This window comes from Nonomuraea sp. NBC_00507, assembly GCF_036013525.1.
GTDB lineage: Bacteria > Actinomycetota > Actinomycetes > Streptosporangiales > Streptosporangiaceae > Nonomuraea.
On sequence record NZ_CP107853.1, the window covers coordinates 8086375 to 8107284 of the forward strand.

A 20910-nucleotide genomic window follows, 5' to 3' on the forward strand; every position below is an offset into this window, starting at 1 on the left:
CGTTATTCTCAGAAGTTCGCGCGAACGAGCCTGTCGCCGTTCCCGGTGGTGTGCCGTCCACGTGGAGGATTGCCCGTGTCTCTTGCCAGATCAGACGTGGACTCAGATCGTTCAGGACTGCACCAAGTCCGGACTCGGCCAGCTGGTGGCCACGTCGGTCCAGTTCACGCTGGAGTCCGTTGATGGTGTTGCCCCTGGTCGACGAAGACGAGATCAATCTCGTCGCCGCATAGCAGCAGGGAAATGACCTCGCAAAACCGTGTTGCTTTGCGAAATGCCCGCACGGGCGCCTCGCCTCGAACGGCGCATCCCAGTGCAGTGAGAGCGGGCCAGCCCTGTGAACACCGGCCCCATCGACATAGGACACCTCAACCGTGGCGACGGCGAACAGGGCGGCCCCTGTGGATCTCAGTCCGATGTGCGGCACAGTTCCTACTCCATGTGACGTTGTCCGCACGCCCCGACGGACGCCACTGGAATCTCACTGGAAGCAGGTCAAGGTGAAGCGCCCGCCATTGTTATCAGCCTGTCGGTGGCCTTGTGCGGTGTCAGGTCGGCCCCTCGTTGGTAGGCGGTTTCGTAGTCGGTACGGCCGAGCCGTACCGCGAGCGCCTCCGCAAGCGAGCGCAGCTCGGTGTCGCCGTGGTCGAAGGTGCCGCGAATAGCCTGGCTCAGGCCGAGCGCGGTGGCCGCACCGGCCGGGTCGCCCTCCAGGAACAGCAGCCTGGCCAGGAGGTGAGCGGCCAAGGGGGCGTCCATGTTCGCCTGCGCCGCGTAGACAGCGCGGGGCAGTAGTTCGCGGGCGCGTACGGCGTTCCCGGCGGTGAGGAGGTTGGCCACCCGAGCGAGGAGCAGCCGATTGTCTGCGTGCTCGGCCGCCAGGGGCAGCTTGTGGGTGAGCGTCTCCATCCGATCGAGCTCTTGATCAGCGCGTTCGACCTCTCCGGAGCGGCGGTGCAGCTCGGCCAGGATGCCGAGCACCTCGATCTCCAGCGCCGGCTGGCCACGCTGCCAGGCCGCTCGTTCGGCGGTGTCGATGTCGCGCTTGGCGCCGGTCAAATCGCCGGCACGCATGCGTTCGGTGGCGAGCCCGAGCCGACTCGAGACCTCGTCCTGCGAGCCGAGGTCGATAGCGATCGCGAGGCTGTCCTCGTAGGCGGTGATCGCCTGGTCGTGGTCACCGGCGATGGCGTGGTTCTGCGCCAGGCCGTACAGCGCCTTGGCCGCCCACCACCGATCGCCGACCTCCTCGAACGCGTGCAGTGCCGTGGTCATCGCGGTCGTGGAGCTTTCCCGGTCGCCCTGTTCGCGATGGCGCATGGCTTCGATCATGAAGGTGCAGGCGATCGCCCAGCGGTCCGAGCCGCCGCGTACTCGGGCGATCTCCCTTTCGGCCAGCTCATCCAGCCCGAGCAGCGGTGCCATCACCAGCACGATCGTCAGCAGCATCGGGTAACGCCGCAGAGCGCCGGTGCGCACGCAGTCGTCGATGAGCGCGCCCAGCCGGTCGGTGAGCGGCTCGCCCGAGCCGACGATCAGATGGATCGCGGTGAACGCGGCCCGGGCGTCCGCGGGCAGCGCGTCGCCGAACTCGGCGACCTTGGCGACGTAGGCCTCGGCGCGGGCGTCGTAGCGGTGCATGACCCAGTACCAGTACAGCGGCCCGAGAATCCGGGCGGAGCCCGAGGCGTCGCCGCTTTTGATGGCCGTTTGCAGGGCGAACATCAGGTTGTCGTACTCGGCCTGGAACAGCCGCAGCGACTCCGCCTGCTTGTCCGAGCGCAGCAGCGGCTCGTGTTCGTCGGCCAGGTCCGCGAAGTACCGGGTGAGCCCACGCAGGACGGCGTCGGTCCCTCCTGCGAGCCGGAGCTTCCCCGCCGCGTGTGCCCGGATGGTTTCCAGCATCCGGTAGCCGTCGCCGGCCCGCTCCACGATGGACTTGTCGACCAGGGAGTCCAGGAGGTAGACGACCTCGTCCGCGGGAAGCGTCTCATCCGCGCAGACCGCTTCGATCGCAGCGATACCCGTCCGCGCCGGAAATATCGATATCCGGGCGGCCAGTGTGCGTTCTTGTGAGGTGAGGAGATCCCAGCTCCACTCAATGACCGCATGTAGCGTCTGCTGGCGGGGCTGGGCGGTCCGGTTACCGGTGCTGAGCAGCCGGAAGCGGTCATCCAGCCGCCGGGCGATCTGCTCGGCGCTCATGGTCCGCAGGCGTGCCGCGGCCAGTTCCAGGGCGAGCGGCAGCCCGTCCAGCCGGCGCACGATGTCCACGACCGGCCGCGCGGTCGACGCGTCCAGTGCGAAGCCGGGTCGTACGGCTCCCGCCCGGTCGAGGAACAGCCGCACCGCGGCCGATGCGGAGGCACGATCACGATCTGCGTGCGCCGGGGGGAGGCCGAGGGGTCCCAGGCGGCACAGCGCCTCACCCATGACGTCCAGCGGTTCCCGGCTCGTGGCCAGGATGGTCAGGTCCGGCTGGCGCTCCAGCAACCGCCCGGCGAACTTCGCGACGGCTCCGGAGATCTGTTCGCAGTTGTCCAGAACCAGCACGCCTTCACCACCGGCGAGCAGGTTGACCACCCGCTCCAGTAGCGTGCCGGCCGGCTGGGCTCCGGGGAGGCTGATCGTGCTCAGCACCGCCTCCACCAGCCCGTCGGCCGTGTCCACCGCGGCCAGGGAAACCAGCCAGACCCGGCCGCGCTGATGGACCCGATGCCGGCTCACCGCCTCCACGGCCAGCCGGGTCTTGCCCACTCCTCCGGGCCCCACGACGGTGACCAGCCGGGAGGACTCCAACAACCCGGCCAGCAACCTCAACTCGTCCTCGCGGCCGACGAAGCGGGTCAGCTGGGCCGGCAGACGGCCTCGCACCGCCTCCGGCCGGACCTGTTCCGCCTCGGGGATCTCCAGCTCACCCCGCAGCACGGCGAGATGCGTCTTGCGCAACTCTTCGGAGGGGTCGACGCCCAGCTCCTCGGCGAGAGTCCCGCGGACCCCTTCGAACACGGCCAGCGCATCGGACTGGCGGCCCGCCGCGTGCAGGGCTCGCATGCGCAACCCGGCCAGTCGTTCCCGGAGCGGATGGGCCGCGGCCACCGCCTCCACATCGGCCAGAATCTCGCCGTGGTGGCCAAGCCGTAGCTCCGCCTCGAAGCGGTCTTCGAGAGCTCCGATGCGCAGTTCGTCCAGGCGGGCGCCAGCCGTACCGGCAAAAGGAATGTCGCGCACGTCGGCCAGCGCCTCCCCCCGCCACAGCGCCAGCGCCTCCTCCAGCAGCGAGGCCGCCAGCTGCGCAGCGCCCGCCGCCAGTTCGCGGCTGCCTCGCTTGGCCTGTTCCTCGAAGCGGACCGCGTCGACCTGCTCGCTGCGCAGGCGCAGGCGATACCCGCCGGCCACCGTCTCCACCACCCCAGCCCCGGCCAGGGCCTTGCGCAGGCGGTGCACCAGCGCGTGCAACGCGTTGAGGGTGCCTCCGGAGGAGTGGTCCCCCCACAGGCCGTCGAGCAGCGAATCGACCGACACCACTTCGTTCCCGGCCAGTGCCAGCCTGGCCAGCAGTGCGCGAACCCTGGTGCCGCCCAGGTCGATCGGCGCGCCGTCGTCGGCATACGCCAGAACCGGCCCCAGCACCTCAATCCGCATGCCCGACAGGCTATCCGGTGGGCTGAGAGCGCCTTACAGCCAGCCGGCGCCGGTTGGAAGAGAGATATAAGAGGCCTGTCAGAGCTACCGAACATCGTGGAGGACGTAACGAAGAAACATCCCGAAAGGCAGTGCGATGGCAATCATCAAGAACGTGCAGCAGGTGCTCGACAGCGCGGTGGCCGAGTACGGCGCGCCCGGCGTCATCGCCGCGATGCAGGACGAGAATGGCGCCTGGACCGGGTCGGCCGGACTGTCCGACCTTGAGACCGGCCGCCGCCGGGAGCCCGGGGAGCAGTTCACCATCGGCAGCGGCGCCAAGGCATTCACCGCCGCCGCGATGCTGACGCTGGAGGCCGAGGGCAGGCTGAGCCTCACCGACACCGTGGAGCAGTGGCTGCCCGGCGTAGTGCGCGGCAACGGCAACGACGGCCGTCAGATCACCATCGGCCAGCTGCTGACCCACACCAGCGGCCTGGGGATCACCGGCCTGAACGTCGAGATCGCGCGCAAGTACCACACCCGGCCCGGGTTCGCCGCACACCGCTATGACGTCTGGACCGTCGAGGAGTTGCTGAAGCTCCAGATGGCCATTCCTCCGTTGTATGCGCCGGGTTCGGACTTCGCCTATAGCAACGGCGGCTACCACCTCGCCGGGGCAATCATCGAGAAGGCGACCGGGCGAAGCTACGAGGATGAGGTCGACCGGACGGTCGTCCAGCCGCTCGGACTGACCGGCACCTATGCGCGGGCCCTCGACGAGCGGCAGTTCCGGGGACCGCACGCCAGGGTCTACACCAGGCAGTTCATCAAGGACGGCGTGGACCCTGCAAGCCTCACGCCCGACAACTACGAGTCGCTGATGGAAGGCCCCGACTCCGATCCGGTCGACGTCACCGACAGGACTATCTGGGGGTGGGCCGCGGGCGGCGTAGTTTCGACCACCAGCGACATGCTCCGGTTCGCCAAGGCGATGATCACCGGCTCGCTGTTGCCGCCGGCGCAGCATCGCACGATGTGGAGCACGGTCCCCACCAGGGATTGGCTGCCCAACACCCGCTACGGCACCGGCGTGAGTCAATGGGCGCTGGCCGACGGCCGCACGCTCCACATCGTGGCCGGTGTGGAGCTGGGCACCGCCAGTTTCACCATGGGTACTCCTGACGCCCGACGCCTGGTCTCAGTAAACATCAACTGCGACTGGAACTGGTACCCGGTCTGCAGCCAGATCGCCGACTCGGTGTTCGGCTCACCCTTCCTCCCACCTCAGTAGCGCCTGCTGACATCGCCCGGACGGGCACCGCGCCGCCGGCACGTCCGGGCGATCGCCCAGCCCGCGGCCGCCTGATCGGCCGTCGTTCCAAGGCCCTCGCGCGGCTCACCCATGAACCTCATTCCTCCTCATCGGCGGCCGGATCGCGAAGCTCGCGCAGTCCTCCGCCCACTTCGGGGCGGTTGAACGGATAGAAGCCGTGGAAGTTGATGTGTTCGAACATCAGAGGCAGGAGTCGGGCGCGGATCTCGGGCGTGACCTGCCCGCCCTTGATGCCCAGCGCGCCGGTCTCTAGCTTCTTGACCGCCGCATCGATATAGAGCGAATTCCACCAAGTGATGGCGTTCAGCCCGAGGCCGAGCGCGCCCACCTGGTCCTCCATGCCGCGTTCATAGCCCCTGGTCAGGCGGCCGAGGTTGCCGAAGAAGACGCGGCGGGCGAGCTGGTGGCGGGACTCGCCGATGTTGAGCTGAGCTCCGATCATTCTGCGGTAGTCCTCGACGTGGATGATCTGGAGCAGGTGCAGCGATTTGAAGACCCGGCCGTAGTGGGCGAAGGCGTTGCCCAGTCCGGTGAGGCGGCCGTCGGCCGTCATCATCCGGATCAGGTCGTAGGCGCGGACCTGGTTGGTGGCCAGCGACCCGGCCACCCGCACCATGTCATCCCAGTGCTGCACGATGGCCGGTAGCGACACCCGGCGCAGGCCCAGGGCGTTGAAGTCGCCCCAGGCATTGGTGGCACGATGGCCGCGGGTGATGTCGCCGTCCAGCATCGCCACATCGATCCACCACAGCTGGGTGTCGGTGATGTCGGCGTGCCGCGGCGCGAACTGGTAGCCGCAGATCGCGAACAGGCCGTATACGACGTCGCTGTAGCTGCCCTGATCGGTGGTGATCACCTCGGGGTGCTCGGCGGCGTCCAGGCGGTGGATGGCATCCAGGATGAACAGCGAGTCGCGCAGCGTGCCGGGCACCAGCAGGCCGCCGAGCCCCATCACCTTGTCCGAGACGGTGTTCAGCCAGGTTGAACCGCGTGCGCGCTTGCCGATCCCCCAGTAGAGCGGTGAGGGCCGGGCGTGCAGGGAACGGACGGGCACCACGAAGCGCATGCCGTCCACCGAGGCCACCAGCCCGCCGCCCCAGTCGGCGGTGATGTCGATGCCCGCCTGCTTGTCGACCAGGCGGGCCGAGGCCGCGGCGATGCCCTCACCGTGGAAGTAGCCCTTCTCCACGCCGAGCAGCCGGTGCTCGGTGAGCGCCGCCACCCCCTCTTTGATCACCGGCACCAGGCCCACGTTGCACGAGCGGGCCACGGTGAGCGCGGCCAGGGTGATGTCGAGGTCGTCGCGGCGCAGGTGCGAGCCGGTGATATGTCGCATGCGGTCGAACATGCCGGTCTTGGCGTGCGTCTCCAGCAGCAGCTCGGGGTAGTCGATGCGCGGCAGCATCGCGGCCACCGCGTCGTGGACGGCCTGGAAGCCCTCCGGCAGCGGGGCCGCCTCCAGCCGCGACATCTGCAGCTTGCCGCAGTTGATACTGACCGACGCGTTCGCTGCCAGCCCGGCGGCGACCTGGGTGTAGGCGTCGTCGAGGAGGACGGCCAGCTCGCGCAGATGAGCGCGGGGGTCGGCCTGCAGGCCCAGCGCGGTCAGCACCGAGGCGCGCTCGCGTACCCACAGCCGCTCCTCGATCAGCCGGGCGCGCGGGTTGCCCCACTTGTCCGCGCCCACCGCGTACACATCGCGGCGCCGTAGGGCCACGTGCAGGGCCTCCAGGATCGAGAAAACATATGCGGGCCTGTCGATCAACGGTGGGTCCAGCTTGGGGTTGCCGAACACCAGCCGCCGCCAGGACCCGGTCACCAGTTCCTCGAATCCCTTGATGTGCTCGCGGCCCGGCTTGCGCGCCGCCACCACCTTCGGCAGCCCCTTCACCGCAGCGACCACCAGGGAGCCTGCCGCCGTCGCCCCCCACGGCACCACCGAGGCCAGCTGCTCGATGAAGGGCCTGACCGTGCCGTAACGCGCCGTCAGTTCCGCCCGCCACTCCAGATCACCGTCTTCCTCCTCGGCGGGCAACGGCAGCAGCTCGGCGACCGTGGCCAGCGCCGCCTCCAACTGCTCCCGGCTGACCACCTGCACCACCGCGTCCACCACCTCGCTCGCCGTGGTGTCCTTCGCAGCGCCATCGCCATCCACCCGGGTCGGTGGGATGTCGCGCACGATCGCCCACCCGGCCGCCAGCCTGGCCGCCGCCACCCGCAGCCGGGGCAGGTTGCGCAGCTTCTCCTTCTCCCCGGCCCGGCTGGCCTGCGACAGCAGCTTCGTCCACAAGCGTGGCCTCGCGCCGGTCATCCTCCAACTGCCTGATCCGGAAGGCCTTCGCGGTGGTGCCGAACCTGGCCAGCTCTGCCATTTTCACCGGCGCCACCGCGCTGCAATCGACCGCCCCGGTGCCCAGCCCCAGCACGTACGCCGACCGGTCGAAGGCCTCGCTCAGGCCCGTGCCCGACAGCTTGGTCACCGCGGTGCGCATCCACTCCAGCACCGACACCTTCTTGCCCTCGGGCACCGTGAGCGTGGCCACCAGCTCCCCGCGCATGTGCCGCGGCGCCGCCTCCACCAACACCTTGTTGATCGCGGTCAACCCCGCCCGCCGCACCTCGGTCACCAGCCGCGACACGGTCGTGATGCCCGGCAGCAACACCCGGTTCTCAATCAGCCACAGCACCGCTCGATCGAACAACTCCCGCTTGGAATCGCGCGTCTTGGCCACCCGCGAAGCGATGAACTCCGCCACCTCGGCCTCAGCCTCGCCGAACTCCCGATACTTCAGCAGCTTGCGGATCTGCGCCGCATGATCGTAAGGAGTCTGCCACCGGTCGCCGTACTCCTTGACGACCGTCCAATCCTCGATCCCCAACTGCTCGGCAACGTAGCGGATCGCCACCTCCGGCACCTCTGCCGGACCGGAGTCAGTCAGGAACGTGCCGAGCATGCGCGCGGTCCCCCACTGCAAGGACCAGCCGAGCCGGTTGTGCTGACCGCGTCGCTTCAGCGCCTCCGCCAGCGCGGCCTCGTCCAGGAAGAAGAACCGCTCCAGCTCTTCGGGCGTCGGGTCCGCCATGAACCGGCCGTACCGGCCCACCTGCTCGTCAGACAGATACTCATGCGGCACGAATCGTCACCGTACGGGGATGCTGCGTTACTACTTGCCGGTATGGCCTAAATCGAGACCCGTTTGTCCCCGCTACAACGCCAACACACCGCTGGCCTGCGCCACAGCGCTTATCGAGAAATCTCGTTGGGATATGACCACGACCCCTACCTACCGCAGACGATGGTGCTGGAGACCACCTTCCGCACCGGGAGCGGCACGGTCGTTCTCACCGACGCCCTGCTCACCGGCCCGGACGACGGCGGCCACCGGCTTGGCGTCGGTGTGCCGCACCTGCTCGCCCGACGGGTGTCCGGCGTCGGCGGCGAGGTGCCGATGGAGATGGAGTACCGGCCCCGGCCGGAGTACGGCCTGATCTACCCGATCCTGTCCGTCGTCGACGGCGGCGTGACCGCCCGCGGCGGCGCCGAGTGGCTCGTGCTGACCACGCCGGTCCCTCTCGGCATCGGCGACTGCAGCGGATACGGCGTGTTCACGGTGCGAGAGGGCGAGACACGGCACTTCGGGATGCACCACTCGACGCTGCAGGAGACTCCCTCGCGGGTGTGGGACCAGGCGGAACTGGCGGCCCGGCTGGACGACACGATCGTCGCCTGGCAGTCGTGGTCCAGCCTCCACCAGGCCTACGACGGCCCGTGGCGCGACCTGGTGCACCACAGCGGGCGGGTGCTGCAGGCGCTGTCCTTCCAGCCCAGCGGCGCGATCGTCGCGGCCGCCACGACGTCGCTGCCCGAATGGGCCGGCGGCGAGCGCAACTGGGACTACCGGTACACGTGGGTACGGGACGCGTCACTGACCATGGGCGCCCTGTGGGTCGCGGCCTGCCCCGACGAGGCGAGCGACTTCTTCGCCTTCCTCACCACCGCCGCCCCATCCCTGGGCAAGGACCGCGCGCTGCAGATCATGTTCAGCGTCCGCGGCGAGCACGACCTGAGCGAGCGCACCCTGCCGCACCTGCGCGGCTGGCGCGGCAGCCGACCGGTACGCGTCGGAAACGACGCGTGGAACCAGCGGCAGATCGACGTGTACGGCGAGCTGCTCGATGCGGCCATGCGCCTCGAACGGCAGATCGGCGACATCGACGACGACGTCCGGCGCTTCCTCGTCGCCTGCGCCGACACCGCGGCCGAGCGCTGGATGGAAAAGGACCAGGGCATCTGGGAGATACGCGGGGAGCCGCGGCACTTCCTGTACTCCAAGCTCATGTGCTGGGTGGCGCTGGATCGCGGCATCGCCCTCGCCGGCCTCCTACGGGCGCAGGAGCATGTCGAGTCCTGGCGGCGGACCCGCGCTGAGATCCGCGAAACCCTGCTGCGCGAGGGCTGGAACGACCGGGTAGGGGCGTTCACGCAGGCCTTCGGCTCCGACGAGCTGGACGCCAGCGCCCTCATGGTGCCGATCGTCGGCTTCCTTCCCGCGGGTGACCCGCGAGTGCTTTCCACGATCGACGCCGTCACGGACCGGCTCACCGACGACCAGGGCCTGGTCTACCGCTACCGCACCGCGGACGGCATCGACGGCCTCGCCGGCGAGGAGGGCACCTTCCTGCTGTGCTCGTTCTGGCTGGCGCAGGCGCTCGCCAGGTCGGCCGGGCCAGGGAGGCTTTCGAGCGAGCCGCCGCGTACACCAACGACGTGGGCCTGCTGTCGGAGGAGGTCGACCCCAGGAGCGGCGAGCTGCTCGGCAACTTCCCGCAGGCGTTCAGCCACATCGGGCTCATCAACACCGCTTGGGCCATCGACGAAGCCGAACGAACCGCACGGGCCGGCGGGGCGGCGGGCGCGGGCGGCGGGAGCAGCGATGGCCGGATGGCGTGAGATCACCGCCGAGTTCGCCGGCACGGCGCTCCTGCTCCTGCTCGTCGTCAGCGCGATCGTCGCAGGCTTCGCACCCGGCTCGCCGCTCGTCGATACGGTGCCGAACGAGGACCTGCGGAGGCTCCTGACGGGCGTCCTGACCGCCACCGCGGCGGCGGGGATCATCTACTCGCCACTTGGCCGGATCAGCGGCGGCCACCTGAACCCCGCGGTCACGACCGCGTTCTGGGCGCTGGACAAGATGACGTCCGGTTCGGCGCTGAAATACGCCGCAGCACAGGTGGCGGGCGCGATCACCGGCGCGCTGGCGGCGCGTCTGGTGTGGGACGGCGCGGCGGCCAGCGTGCGGGTCGGCGCGACTGTACCCAGGCTCGGCGGCGCGGCCACCGCGCTGGTCGCCGAGGCCGTGATGACGTTCCTGCTCCTCACGCTGATCCTCACCTTCGTCGACCGCCCGCGCCTGATGCCGTACACCGCGGCCGCCGCGTCATCGCTCATGGCCGTACTGGTGTTCACCGAGGGGCCGGTGTCCGGCACCAGCCTGAACCCCGCCCGCAGCATCGGCCCCGCGCTGGTCGGCGCCACCTGGACGGGACTGTGGGTATACCTCGTGGCACCGACACTCGGCGCGCTCACCGCGGCGCTGCTGCACCGGCGCCTGTGGGGGACCGTGGCCTGCGCGAAGCTCATGCACGACCAGGCCTACCCATGCCGCTTCCTGAACTGCGCCTACACCTCACCCGAGGACCGCATCCGGCGGCCGTCCGCACCGGCTCCGCAGCTCTGTCGCCCATCCCCCGTGGTATCGGCCGGTGGCGACCGGGCGCCCGTAACCATCGCTCACGGAGGGAGCACCGAAGATGAAGGCGATCGCCGTACATCCCGGGAAGGCCGACAGCGCCCACATCACGGACGTACCCAGGCTGGCCGTGACCGACGCCCTGGACGGCCGCAGCGTGCGCTTTCCGGAAGGAGCGTGGAGATCGACACGCATCGCCGGATCTCTGCCGGGCGGCTCCCCTCCTCGGCGACGGCGACGAACGCCCGCATCTCCCGCAGCTCCACGCCCCCATCGCACCACGGTACGGTTCCCCTCGGGCCGCACCGGGAGGGCCTTTCGCGTGGCGGCCTAGACGGCGGCGCGTCCGCCGTCGACCGGCGGGATCGCGCCGTGGACGAAGCCGGCCCGGTCCGAGGCCACGTCGCCGCGCTGGCTGAGTGAACAACACGCACAGGCGACGCCGGACAGAGGGTGCTCCGGGGGCGTGGCCGGGCATGCCTTGGCCATGAGCCGATATGAGGTCCTGGCGCCCCACCTGCACGAGGGAGTACCGCTGGCACGGCTGGCGGCCGACCAGGGCGAAGGCGGCCCCTCGTACCGGACCTTGCAGCGGTGGCTGGCCTGCTACCGGCGAGCAGGCCTGGACGGCTTGGCTCGCACCATCCGTAGCGACAGGGGCCTGCGGCGTTTCCCAGGCGAGCTGGTGGCGTCCGTCGAGGGGCTGGCGTTGCGCAAGCCCCAGCCCAGCGTGGCCACGATCCACCGGCAGGCCGAGAGCATTGCCAAGGCGCGCGGCTGACCCGTACCCGGATATTGGACGGTCCACAGCATCGTGACCGAGCTGGACCCTGCGCTGGTCACCCTTGGTCTGGAGGGGACCCGCCGTTATCGGGAAGCCTACGAGCTGGTGTACCGGCGGGAGGCCACCAAGCCGAACGAGATCTGGCAGGCCGATCACACCGAGCTGGACATCTGGGTGCTGGATGAGCGGGGCACGCCGGTCCGGCCGTGGCTGACCGCCGTTGGAGATGACCACTCCCACGCCATCGCCGGGTACGCCGTCAACTCATGGGGAGGAGCATGTCAAAGTGGCGGCGTGAAGATCCGTAATGGAACACCCGACGACATCCCCGCCGTGCTGGCCATGTTCGACAGCGCCGTCGCCTGGCTGACCGCCCAGGGACGCACCGGCCAGTGGGGCAGCAGGCCCTTCACCGGCGACCCGCGCCGCACCCAGCAGGTCACCACCTGGGCCGAAAGCGGCGGCATGCGCATCGCCGACATCGACGCCACCCCCGCCGGCTGCGTCGTCGTCGGCCCCGCCCACGACTACGTCACCCCTGCCGCCGAACCCGAACTCTACGTCCAGGCCCTGGTCACCGACCGCCGCCACGCCGGCCGCGGGGTCGGGCGCACCCTGCTGGACTGGGCCGCGCAGCACGCCCGCGGCCTCGGCGTCGGCCTGCTGCGCGTCGACTGCTACGCCGGCGATGACGGCCGCCTCGTCGCCTACTACGAAAGCTGCGGCTTCACCCGTGCCGAACCCTTCACCGTGGGGGAGTGGCCCGGCATGCTCCTGCACCGCCGTCCATGACCACGTCGCCGGTCCACGTCGCCGGTCTGGCCCTGACCGGGCCGGCCGGCAGGGGCTGAGCCAGCACCCCGGATGCCGGCATGGCGAAGACCGCCGGACCGGACAGGGCGGGAGAGCGATCCAGTCCCGGCAGCGCCCAGACCGGCCAGGACCTCGCTCCGGGTAAGGAGCGATGATCGCCGTGGCCGAAGCCGTCAGCGGGGCGGCTTGCCGCGCAGCAGCGGATGCGACCGCATCGCCACCTCCAGCTCGCCCGGCAGTTCGTCACGGTAACGCCCCAGCGTCGACAGATCACTGTGCCCCAGCACCCGCCGCACCGCGTCCATGTCCACCGCATCGGCCAGCAAATGCGTCGCCGTCGTATGCCGCAACCCATGCGGCGTCACCGACCGCCGACGGTCCGCATCCACCCGCGCCTGCACCCGATCGATCACCGCCTGCACGTCGCCCCGCGCCAGCCGCCGCCCCCGCCATGACAACAGCAACGCCTTGTCCGGCACGGCCGGCCGCCCCCGCTCCAGATACACCTGCAGGACCCGCGCCACGTCATCCGGCAGCGGCACATCCCGCGTACGCCCGCCCTTGCCGAAGATCCGCCAATAGCGCACCCCGTCGTTGGTGAAGAAGTCCTCCACGTTGGCCCGCACCAGCTCCGACACCCGCGGCCCCACCGTCGACAACAACAACACGATCAGCCCGTCACGCAACTCCGTGCGCTGATCACGCCGTTTGCCCGCCGCCGGCGTCTCCTCCGGCAACGCACGCGCCGCCCCGATCAGCCCCTGTGCCTGCTCCCGCGTCAACGCCCGCCGATGCGGCCGCAACCCGCCCCGTTCCTTGGCCGTCACCGTCGAGGCCGTCATCGGGTTGATCTGCACCCACCCGGCCAGCGTCGCATGCTGGAACAACGCCGAGATCGACCTACGGAACCGCGCCTGCGACGACGCCGACTGCCCCGAGGTGGACTGTCCCGAGGCCGACTGTCCTGCCGCCGCTTGCCTGGCGGTCCCGTCCGCCTGCGGGTCTCCGGCAGATCCCGGCCCGGACCGGGATCCGCTGCGCCCGCCCGCCGCCGGACCGCCCGCCGCCCGCGCACGCGCCGAGCGCCCGTCCGGCTTACGCGCGAACGCCAGCAACACCGCGTCCACGTCCTCGCCCGTCAGATCGTCCAGCACGACCCCGGCACCGGCCAGCTCCACCAGCGTCGCCACATCCCGCGCATAGACCTCCGCCGTCGATGGCGACAGCGCCCCCGTCAACGTCCTGGCCCGCACCAGCTCCACATAACGATCCGCCGCCTCGGCCACCGTCAGCCGCTCGAGCTCCGCAGGCCGCACCCCCGGCCACCCCCTCCGCCTCGCCACCAACCCGGCCACGACGGTAGCGGCCCGCACCGACAAAAACGCCACCCCGGCACGCAGGCAACCTCATCCGGCAGGCGGCGTCCTCGAGTGAGCGGCGTCCCCGGGCAGGCGATGTCCTCGGAGGAGCAGGGTCAGATGTCGCGGAACGTCTCGATCCGCGCCCCCAACGCGTTCAGCCGCTCCGCCAGATCCTCGTACCCGCGGTTGATCACGTACACGTTCCGCAGCACCGACGTGCCCTCACCCGCCATCATCGCCAGCAGCACCACCACCGCCGGCCGCAGCGCCGGCGGGCACATCATCTCCGCACTGCGCCACCGCGTCGGCCCCTCCACCAGCACCCGATGCGGATCCAGCAACTTCACCGACGCCCCCAGCCGCGTCAGCTCCGTCAGATAGATCGCCCGGTTGTCATACACCCAGTCGTGGATCAACGTCGACCCCTGTGCCGCCGCCGCGATCGCCGCGAAGAACGGCACATTGTCGATGTTCAGCCCCGGGAACGGCATCGGATGAATCTTGTCGATGGGGGAGACCAGCTTCGACGGCCGCACCGTCAAATCCACCAGCCGGGTACGCCCGTTCGCCGCCGGGTACTCCCGCCCCCGGTCGTGATCGAGCCCCATCTCCTCCAAAACCGCCAGCTCGATCTCCAGGAACTCCACCGGCACCCGGCAGATCGTCAGCTCCGACGACGTCACCACCGCCGCCGCCAGCAGACTCATCGCCTCCACCGGATCCTCAGAGGGGGAGTAGTCCACATCCCGCTCGATCACCGGCTGCCCGTGCACCGTCAGCGTCGTCGTGCCGATCCCTTCCACCCGCACCCCGAGCTGCTCCAGGAAGAAACACAGATCCTGCACCATGTAATTGGACGAGGCGTTGCGGATCACCGTCACCCCGTCATGCCGCGCCGCCGCCAGCAACGCGTTCTCCGTCACCGTGTCACCCCGCTCGGTCAACACGATCGGCCGCGACGGCGACACCCCCCGATCCACCCGCGCGTGATAGAACCCCCCGGTCGCCGTGATGTCCAGCCCGAAATGCTTCAACGCCGACATGTGCGGCTGCACCGTCCGCGTCCCCAGATCACACCCGCCCGCGTACGGGATCTGGAACCGCTCCGTGCGGTGCATCAACGGCCCCAGAAACATGATCACGCTCCGGGTACGGCGCGCCGCCTCGGTGTCCATCGCCTCCAGCTCCAGCCTCGCCGGAGGCACGATCTCCAGATCGCTGCCCTCGTTGATCCACCGCGCCCGCACCCCGACCGACGCGAGCACCTCCAGGATCCGGTACACCTCCTCGATCCGCGCCACCTTCCGCAAGATCGTCCGCCCGGAGTTCAGCAGCGACGCGCACAGCAACGCCACGCACGCGTTCTTCGACGTCTTCACATCGATGCTGCCCGACAGCCGGCGCCCGCCCACCACCCGCAGATGCATCGGACCGGCATAACCCAGCGACACGATCTCACTGTCGAGCGCCTCACCGATCCGGGCGATCATCTCAAGACTGATGTTCTGGTTACCGCGCTCGATCCGGTTCACCGCACTCTGCGACGTCGCCAGCGCATCCGCCAGCTGCAGCTGTGTCCAACCCCGATGCTGCCGCGCATCCCGGATGAGCCGGCCGATCCGCACAAGATAATCATCTGCCACAACAGCAGACCATATCTCACATATGAGATTCACCCGCGACCGCGGGGGCCGACGCGCCGGACAACTCCCGATGACGCGCCAGATGCGCCGGAGTCGCCACCGGGCGCTCCTTGTGCACGAACGCCCGCCGTGCCGCCCGGAACCCGCTGCGGTCGTCGAACATGTCCCGGCTCATCTCCGCCAGCTCCTCAGCCCGGTAGGCATCCAGCGGCTTACGCCGCTCATCAGCCTCCCGCGCCTGCCGCCGCCCCGCCAGCAGGCGATCATACGACGGATCCACCGCCAGCCGTTCGGCATACTCCAGCACCCGCCGCTCGAACTCCAGCCGCGACCCGCCCAGCATCCGATCGGCGAGCCCCAGCTCCACCGCCTCCGCCGCCCCGATCGGCAACGCCTCCTGCGTCAACCGCAGCGCCTGCTCCGCCCCCACCCGCCGCGGCAGCACATACGTCCACAGCTCACTGCCGAACAACCCCATCGTCCGGTAATGCGGATTCAGCACCACCGCATCCCGCACCACCACCCGATCGGCACCCAGCCCCATCATCACCCCGCCGGCACCCGCGTTACCGCCGATCGACGTCACCACCAGCTGCCGCGTACACCCCACGATCTCCCGGCACACCGCGTTGATCGCGTTGATGTTCATCCACGCCTCCAGCTCCGGATGCCGCGCCGCGTCGATCACGTTCAGATGAACGCCGTTGGAGAACACCTCCCCACCCCGCACCACCAGCACCCGCGTATCCTGCGCCGCCGCATACCGCAGCGCCGCCGCCAGCCGCCGGCACTGCTCCGTCGACATCGCCCCGTTGTAGAAGTCGAAACTCACCACCCCCACACCGTCACTGCGGTCATAGGTGATCTCGCTGTACCCCGGCCGCTCCGGCACCCCCGCCACCAGCTCACCCAGCGCCATCGCGGCCGGCAACTTCACCGCGCCCTCCCGCTCCAGCCGCACATGCCCCACCCACACCGTGCCATCCCCGGTGTGCACCAGCACCGCGCCCTCACGCCGCGCCGCCACCCGCCCCGGCTCCCCGGCCAGCTCCGGACCCCGGTACACGTCGAACACCCGCACCGGCAGATCACACAACACCGCCCGGCCGCCCGGAGACCCATCGGCCGCCCGCACCCGCCGCACGATGTCCTCACCCGGCTCCTCCCAGGCGAACTCCCGGTCGGCATGCCGCATCGCCCGCCGCAACCGCCCCCGGACCTCGGGGGAGCGGTAATCCAGCGGCGCCGGCCGAAACGACGGATCAGCCGCCTTGACCGCCACCTCCGCCACCAGCTCCACCGCCGCATCCGACACCGGCCCGTTGTACAACGCCGACTTGCGCGGCGCCCCCGAGGAGTCACCGGCCGGCATCGCGAACATCCGATACCCCCACAGCGGGCCCGCGTCCATCTCCTCCACCGCCTGCAACGCCGTCACCCCCCACTCCGGCGCGGCCTCGGCGATCGCCCAATCCAGCGACGACGGACCCCGATCCCCGGGCGGCCCCGGATGAATGATCACCGTGCGGACGTTCCGCCACACCCGCGACGGCACCCGCTCCTTCAAGAACGGGCAGATCACCAGATCCGGCTTGGCCAGCTCCACCGCCTCGGCCATCACCTCCTGCGACACGGCCAGTTCGACGCTCACGTCATGACCGGCCCGGCGCAGCTCCAGCCACGCGCGCTGAGTCAGGCCGTTGAAGGAGGAGCACAGCAGCAAGATACGCAACGCCAGACTTCTTTCCAGGAGAGCGGGGGAGAGGGGCAACGATCACGGGCACGCACACGGATCTAACCTGCCACCGCAGACCGGTCCCACCGGCCCCGGCCATTTACGGCAGTCCCATAAGGCCCATACATGCATCGATGCTGACACGAAAAACACACTGCTGCTGACACTTCGCCGCAAAAAGCCCGCCCGATCAGCCCCACTTGACCCGCTTTGCCCAAAAGATCCCCAAGGAGGACCGGCATCACCGCCCGACGCACCCGGCCGCTCCGGCACGATCCGGCAGGCCCGATAGCCGGAGCCGCAGAAACCGACCGCCGATGAGATCACAGGAACAACCGGCCGGCTAGCAAGCGGCGGTGCCGCCCTCCCCGTGGTGAGGGCACCGGCCATGGTGATCAGACCCGGTGCCGGCGGGTACGGCCAGGCCGACCCGGATCGGGCACGCCCGTGCAGCCCCACAGCAGGACCCGCAGAGCCGGCTCGACGCGCTGCGCCAGGCAGGCAGGCAGGCAGGCGGTGAACCGATCCTCTCGAGAAGATCAGTACCCGCGACACGGTGCCGCCAGAGCCCGCCACGGCGATAGAGCACGCTCCCACGATCGAGGCGGCGCCACCGGGGACCCGTGGCCGCCGTTCAGCCTTCCCCACGACATCGGGGTCGCCGGCCCCCTGGGTTCGCCTCCAGATCAGGACCGGTGTCCGCCTCCCGGCGTCACCAGCCCGGACTCGTACGCGTGGATCACCAGATGAACCCGCGTGGTGGCGTCGAGCTTGGTGAGCAGCCTGCTGACATACGTCTTGACCGTCGCCGCCCCGATGAACAGCCGCTCGGCGATGTCCCCATTGGACAGCCCCTGAGCGACGAGCCGCAACACGTCGGCCTCCCTGTCGGTCAGCTCGGGCAGGTCCCCGCCGGCGGCCACGACGGGCGGCATGACCGCGAACGCCTCGATGAGCCGGCGCGCGATCGACGGCGACAGCAGCGCGTCCCCGTCAGCGGCCACCCGCACCGCCCGCAGCAGCTCGGCCGGCCGCGTGTCCTTCAGCAGGAACCCCACGGCCCCCGCCCGCAACGCCCCGAAGACGTATTCATCCAGCCCGAACGTCGTCAGCAACACGATCTTCGTCAGTGCGCACGCCGGATCACCGGTGATCCGGCGGGTCGCCTCGATGCCGTCCAGCACCGGCATCCGTACGTCCATCAGCACCACGTCCGGCCGGGTGGCCCGCACCAGCCGAACCGCCTCCTCACCCTGCCCCGCCTCGCCGACGACCTCCAGATCGGGAGTGGCCGCCAGAAGGGCGACAAATCCGGCCCGTACCAGCTCCTGGTCGTCGACCACCACGACCCGCAGCGACGTCGTCATGGGCTCACCCGTTCCCTGCCGGCGGACAGCGTGGCACGGACGCTGAAGCCGCCGCCCGGCCGCGGCCCCGTCTCCAACGTCCCGTCGAACAGTGCCACGCGTTCCCCCATCCCCACCAGGCCGAACCCGCCCCGGCCCACCGGTGAACCCGGTCCGTCGTCGTCGACCCGAATGTCGATGAGTCCCTCAGCCGCCCGCACGCCGACCGTCACCGGGCTGCCCGGCGCGTGCTTGCGGGCGTTGGTGAGTGCTTCCTGCACCACCCGGTAGACGGTCAGCCGCAGGCTCTGCGGCGCGTCCGCCACCGACGGGTCGATCTCCAGCGTGATCGGGCCGTGGGTGGCCCGGTGCACCGAGGCCTGCAACTCCAGCTCCGCCAGCCCCGGCGCCGGCGCGAGGCTGGCCGCCGCCGTGTCCGGCTGCAGCAGGTGCAGCATGCGGCGCAGATCGTCCATGGCGGTGTGCGCCGCGTCCTCGATGGCCGTGAGCGCCGGCGCCACCCGCTCCGGATGGGACGTGATGAGGTGCCCGGCGACACCGGACTGGACGGCGATGACCGACAACGTGTGCGAGACCACGTCGTGCAGCTCCCGCGCGATGCGCAGCCGTTCCTCCACGACCGCCCGTTCGGCCTCCCGGGCCTGCCGCCACTCGGCCTCCAGCGCCAGCTCGACCGCCTGGTCCATGGCCAGCCGCCGGTGCCTGGCATACCGGCCGAGCGCCCACACGACGGTGACGGCGGCCACGGTGACCAGGGCGAGCGGATGGTCGAAGTACGGGGCACGCAGCAGGGCCAGCACGCCCATCCCGGCGTAGACCAGGGCCAGGCCCGCCACCGCGACCGGGCCTCGCCGTCCGGCCGCGACCGTGTACAGCGCGATCAGCATGCACAACGACGTCAGCCCGCCGTTCCAGCCGAGCGCCGCGATCGTGAACGCCGACACCACCACGCCCAGTGGGACAGCCCCGGCCTGCTGGCCCTCGCGGGCCTGATCCCCAAGATGGTGCTCTGCGGGCTCGGCTTCGCCGCGCTCGCCGTCGCCGGCTGGAAAGGCCGCGGCATCTCGCGAGGGGCGTGCGTCCTGCTCAGCCTCGCCGCGCTGGCCGCCGTGCTGCTCCCGCCGCACCAGCCCGCCGCCCTCCTCGGCGGCCTGGCCCTGGCCTGGGCCGCCAAGTCCGCCTGACCCCGCCACCTGCACGAGTCCGTACACGGCAGAAGGCCGGCATGGCCGCCACAGCCGTCCGGCCCGCCCTCACCGTCGCCATGGCCGCCACATCCGCCCTCGCCACAGTTTCCGACAGCACGTGCGGTGGGGACAGACCTCGCATGGACGACATGTGGGACGTGGCGATCGTGGGAGCGGGACCGGCGGGCTCAGCGGCGGCCCTGCGAGCCGCACAACTACACCCGGAACTGCGCCTGCTCCTGCTGGACAGAGCCGACTTCCCCCGCGACAAGCCGTGCGGCGACGGCATCGCCGCCCACGGACGCGACGAACTGGCCCTGCTCGGGCTGCCCGCGCTCATCGACGACTACCGGCCCACTCCCCGCCTGACCGTGGTCTCGCCGGGCGGGGTGCGGGTCTCCGCCGAGGCCGCACGGCCCAATCACGTGGTGCCGCGCCGGGTGTTCGACGCCCGCCTGGTGGCCGCCGCGCAAGCCAGGGGAGTAGAGGTACGCCGCCACCGCGTCAAAGACCTCGTCCTCGACGGGTCCAGCGTGGTCATCGACGGACGGCTGCGCGCCCGTACGGTCGTGGCCGCCGACGGAGCCGACTCGGTCGTGCGCCGCCTGATCGGCCTGGCCGCCCCCGCCGACAAGCACACCGCCATCGCCGTACGCGGCTACGCCGACGTGCCCGAGGAAGACGATGTCCAGCTCATCGCCATGCAAAAGGCAGGCTGGCCGGCGTACGCGTGGTCGTTCCCCATCGGCGACGGCACCGCGAACGTCGGCTTCGGCATGCTCCTGCCCCAGCTGCGCGCGGCCGGGGCACCCGGACGTCAGGTGCTGCACGGCAGGCTCGCCGACCTGCTGCCCGACCGGCCCGCCCGCGACCTGCGCGCCCACCACCTGCCCCTCTCGACCGGCCGGCCGGCGCCCGGCGCCGGCCGGGTCCTGCTCGCCGGCGACGCCGCCGGGCTGATCAACCCGCTCACCGGCGAGGGCATCTACTACGCGCTGCTGTCCGGGCGGCTGGCGGCCGAGGCGGCCGTGGAGTCACCGGACGATCCGCTGACCCTGTACCGGGACAAGCTGCGCAGGGCGCTCGGACGGCACCTGCGCACCACCGACGCGCTGGCCCGTCTGGCCCAGTACCCCGGTTTCATCGACGCGGCGATCGAGACCGCCGCGCGCCGCAAGGAGGTGTTCGACCTGCTCGTCGACGTGGGACTCGGGGCCGGAACGGTGCCTGCGCCGCTCGCGCTGGCCGTGGCGATGCGGTGGCTGCACAGATCCCTGCGCGCCGGGCGATGAACGAGGCGTGAGGCCAGG

At 70.4% G+C, this 20910-nt stretch carries 14 protein-coding genes; 6 read left to right on the forward strand and 8 right to left on the reverse strand.

Annotated elements, in window-relative coordinates:
* Positions 1-495: 495 nt before the first annotated feature.
* Entirely contained in the window at positions 496-3645 is a 3150-nt protein-coding gene (locus OHA25_RS39055; RefSeq protein WP_327581939.1) for a BTAD domain-containing putative transcriptional regulator, read from the reverse strand.
* A gap of 136 nt (positions 3646-3781) precedes the next feature.
* On the opposite strand from OHA25_RS39055, the gene OHA25_RS39060 reads away from it, so the two are divergent.
* Positions 3782-4918, forward strand: a complete 1137-nt coding sequence (locus tag OHA25_RS39060) for a serine hydrolase domain-containing protein (protein ID WP_327581940.1) — start codon at positions 3782-3784, stop codon at positions 4916-4918.
* 118 nt (positions 4919-5036) lie between these two features.
* Here OHA25_RS39060 and OHA25_RS39065 read toward each other — a convergent pair whose 3' ends face one another.
* Together OHA25_RS39065 and OHA25_RS39070 are read right to left on the reverse strand one after the other, a co-directional pair.
* Positions 5037-6431, reverse strand: a complete 1395-nt coding sequence (locus tag OHA25_RS39065) for a Tn3 family transposase (protein WP_327591105.1) — start codon at positions 6429-6431, stop codon at positions 5037-5039.
* Between the two features lie 538 nt (positions 6432-6969).
* Entirely contained in the window at positions 6970-8094 is a 1125-nt protein-coding gene (locus OHA25_RS39070; protein WP_327581941.1) for a DUF4158 domain-containing protein, read from the reverse strand.
* A gap of 126 nt (positions 8095-8220) precedes the next feature.
* Between OHA25_RS39070 and OHA25_RS39075 the strand changes: the two genes are divergently transcribed.
* The 3 genes from OHA25_RS39075 (at position 8221) to OHA25_RS39085 (ending at position 12286) form a co-directional block, all read left to right on the forward strand.
* Complete coding sequence (locus OHA25_RS39075) at positions 8221-11133, forward strand: glycoside hydrolase family 15 protein (RefSeq protein ID WP_327581942.1); 2913 nt, start codon at positions 8221-8223, stop codon at positions 11131-11133.
* A 64-nt stretch (positions 11134-11197) separates the two neighbouring features.
* Positions 11198-11491, forward strand: coding sequence for a hypothetical protein (locus OHA25_RS39080; protein ID WP_327581943.1), 294 nt, complete (start codon positions 11198-11200; stop codon positions 11489-11491).
* 33 nt (positions 11492-11524) lie between these two features.
* Positions 11525-12286, forward strand: a complete 762-nt coding sequence (locus OHA25_RS39085; RefSeq protein WP_327581944.1) for a GNAT family N-acetyltransferase — start codon at positions 11525-11527, stop codon at positions 12284-12286.
* 194 nt (positions 12287-12480) lie between these two features.
* Here OHA25_RS39085 and OHA25_RS39090 read toward each other — a convergent pair whose 3' ends face one another.
* From OHA25_RS39090 to OHA25_RS39110, 5 genes are all read right to left on the reverse strand, one after another.
* Complete coding sequence (locus tag OHA25_RS39090; RefSeq protein WP_327581945.1) at positions 12481-13623, reverse strand: tyrosine-type recombinase/integrase; 1143 nt, start codon at positions 13621-13623, stop codon at positions 12481-12483.
* 158 nt (positions 13624-13781) lie between these two features.
* Positions 13782-15311, reverse strand: coding sequence for a helix-turn-helix domain-containing protein (locus tag OHA25_RS39095; protein WP_327581946.1), 1530 nt, complete (start codon positions 15309-15311; stop codon positions 13782-13784).
* Between the two features lie 16 nt (positions 15312-15327).
* The gene (locus OHA25_RS39100) at positions 15328-17043 is read right to left on the reverse strand and encodes an enoyl-CoA hydratase-related protein (protein WP_327581947.1); all 1716 of its coding nucleotides are present in this window, start codon (positions 17041-17043) and stop codon (positions 15328-15330) included.
* Between the two features lie 689 nt (positions 17044-17732).
* Positions 17733-18413, reverse strand: coding sequence for a response regulator transcription factor (locus tag OHA25_RS39105; protein ID WP_327581948.1), 681 nt, complete (start codon positions 18411-18413; stop codon positions 17733-17735).
* Complete coding sequence (locus tag OHA25_RS39110) at positions 18410-19360, reverse strand: sensor histidine kinase (RefSeq protein WP_327581949.1); 951 nt, start codon at positions 19358-19360, stop codon at positions 18410-18412. The genes OHA25_RS39105 and OHA25_RS39110 overlap by 4 nt, the downstream gene beginning before the upstream one ends.
* A gap of 54 nt (positions 19361-19414) precedes the next feature.
* On the opposite strand from OHA25_RS39110, the gene OHA25_RS39115 reads away from it, so the two are divergent.
* Together OHA25_RS39115 and OHA25_RS39120 are read left to right on the forward strand one after the other, a co-directional pair.
* The gene (locus OHA25_RS39115) at positions 19415-19597 is read left to right on the forward strand and encodes a hypothetical protein (RefSeq protein WP_327581950.1); all 183 of its coding nucleotides are present in this window, start codon (positions 19415-19417) and stop codon (positions 19595-19597) included.
* A gap of 41 nt (positions 19598-19638) precedes the next feature.
* A complete protein-coding gene (locus OHA25_RS39120; RefSeq protein ID WP_327581951.1) occupies positions 19639-20892 on the forward strand; it encodes an NAD(P)/FAD-dependent oxidoreductase in 1254 nt (417 codons plus the stop codon).
* Positions 20893-20910: the final 18 nt, after the last annotated feature.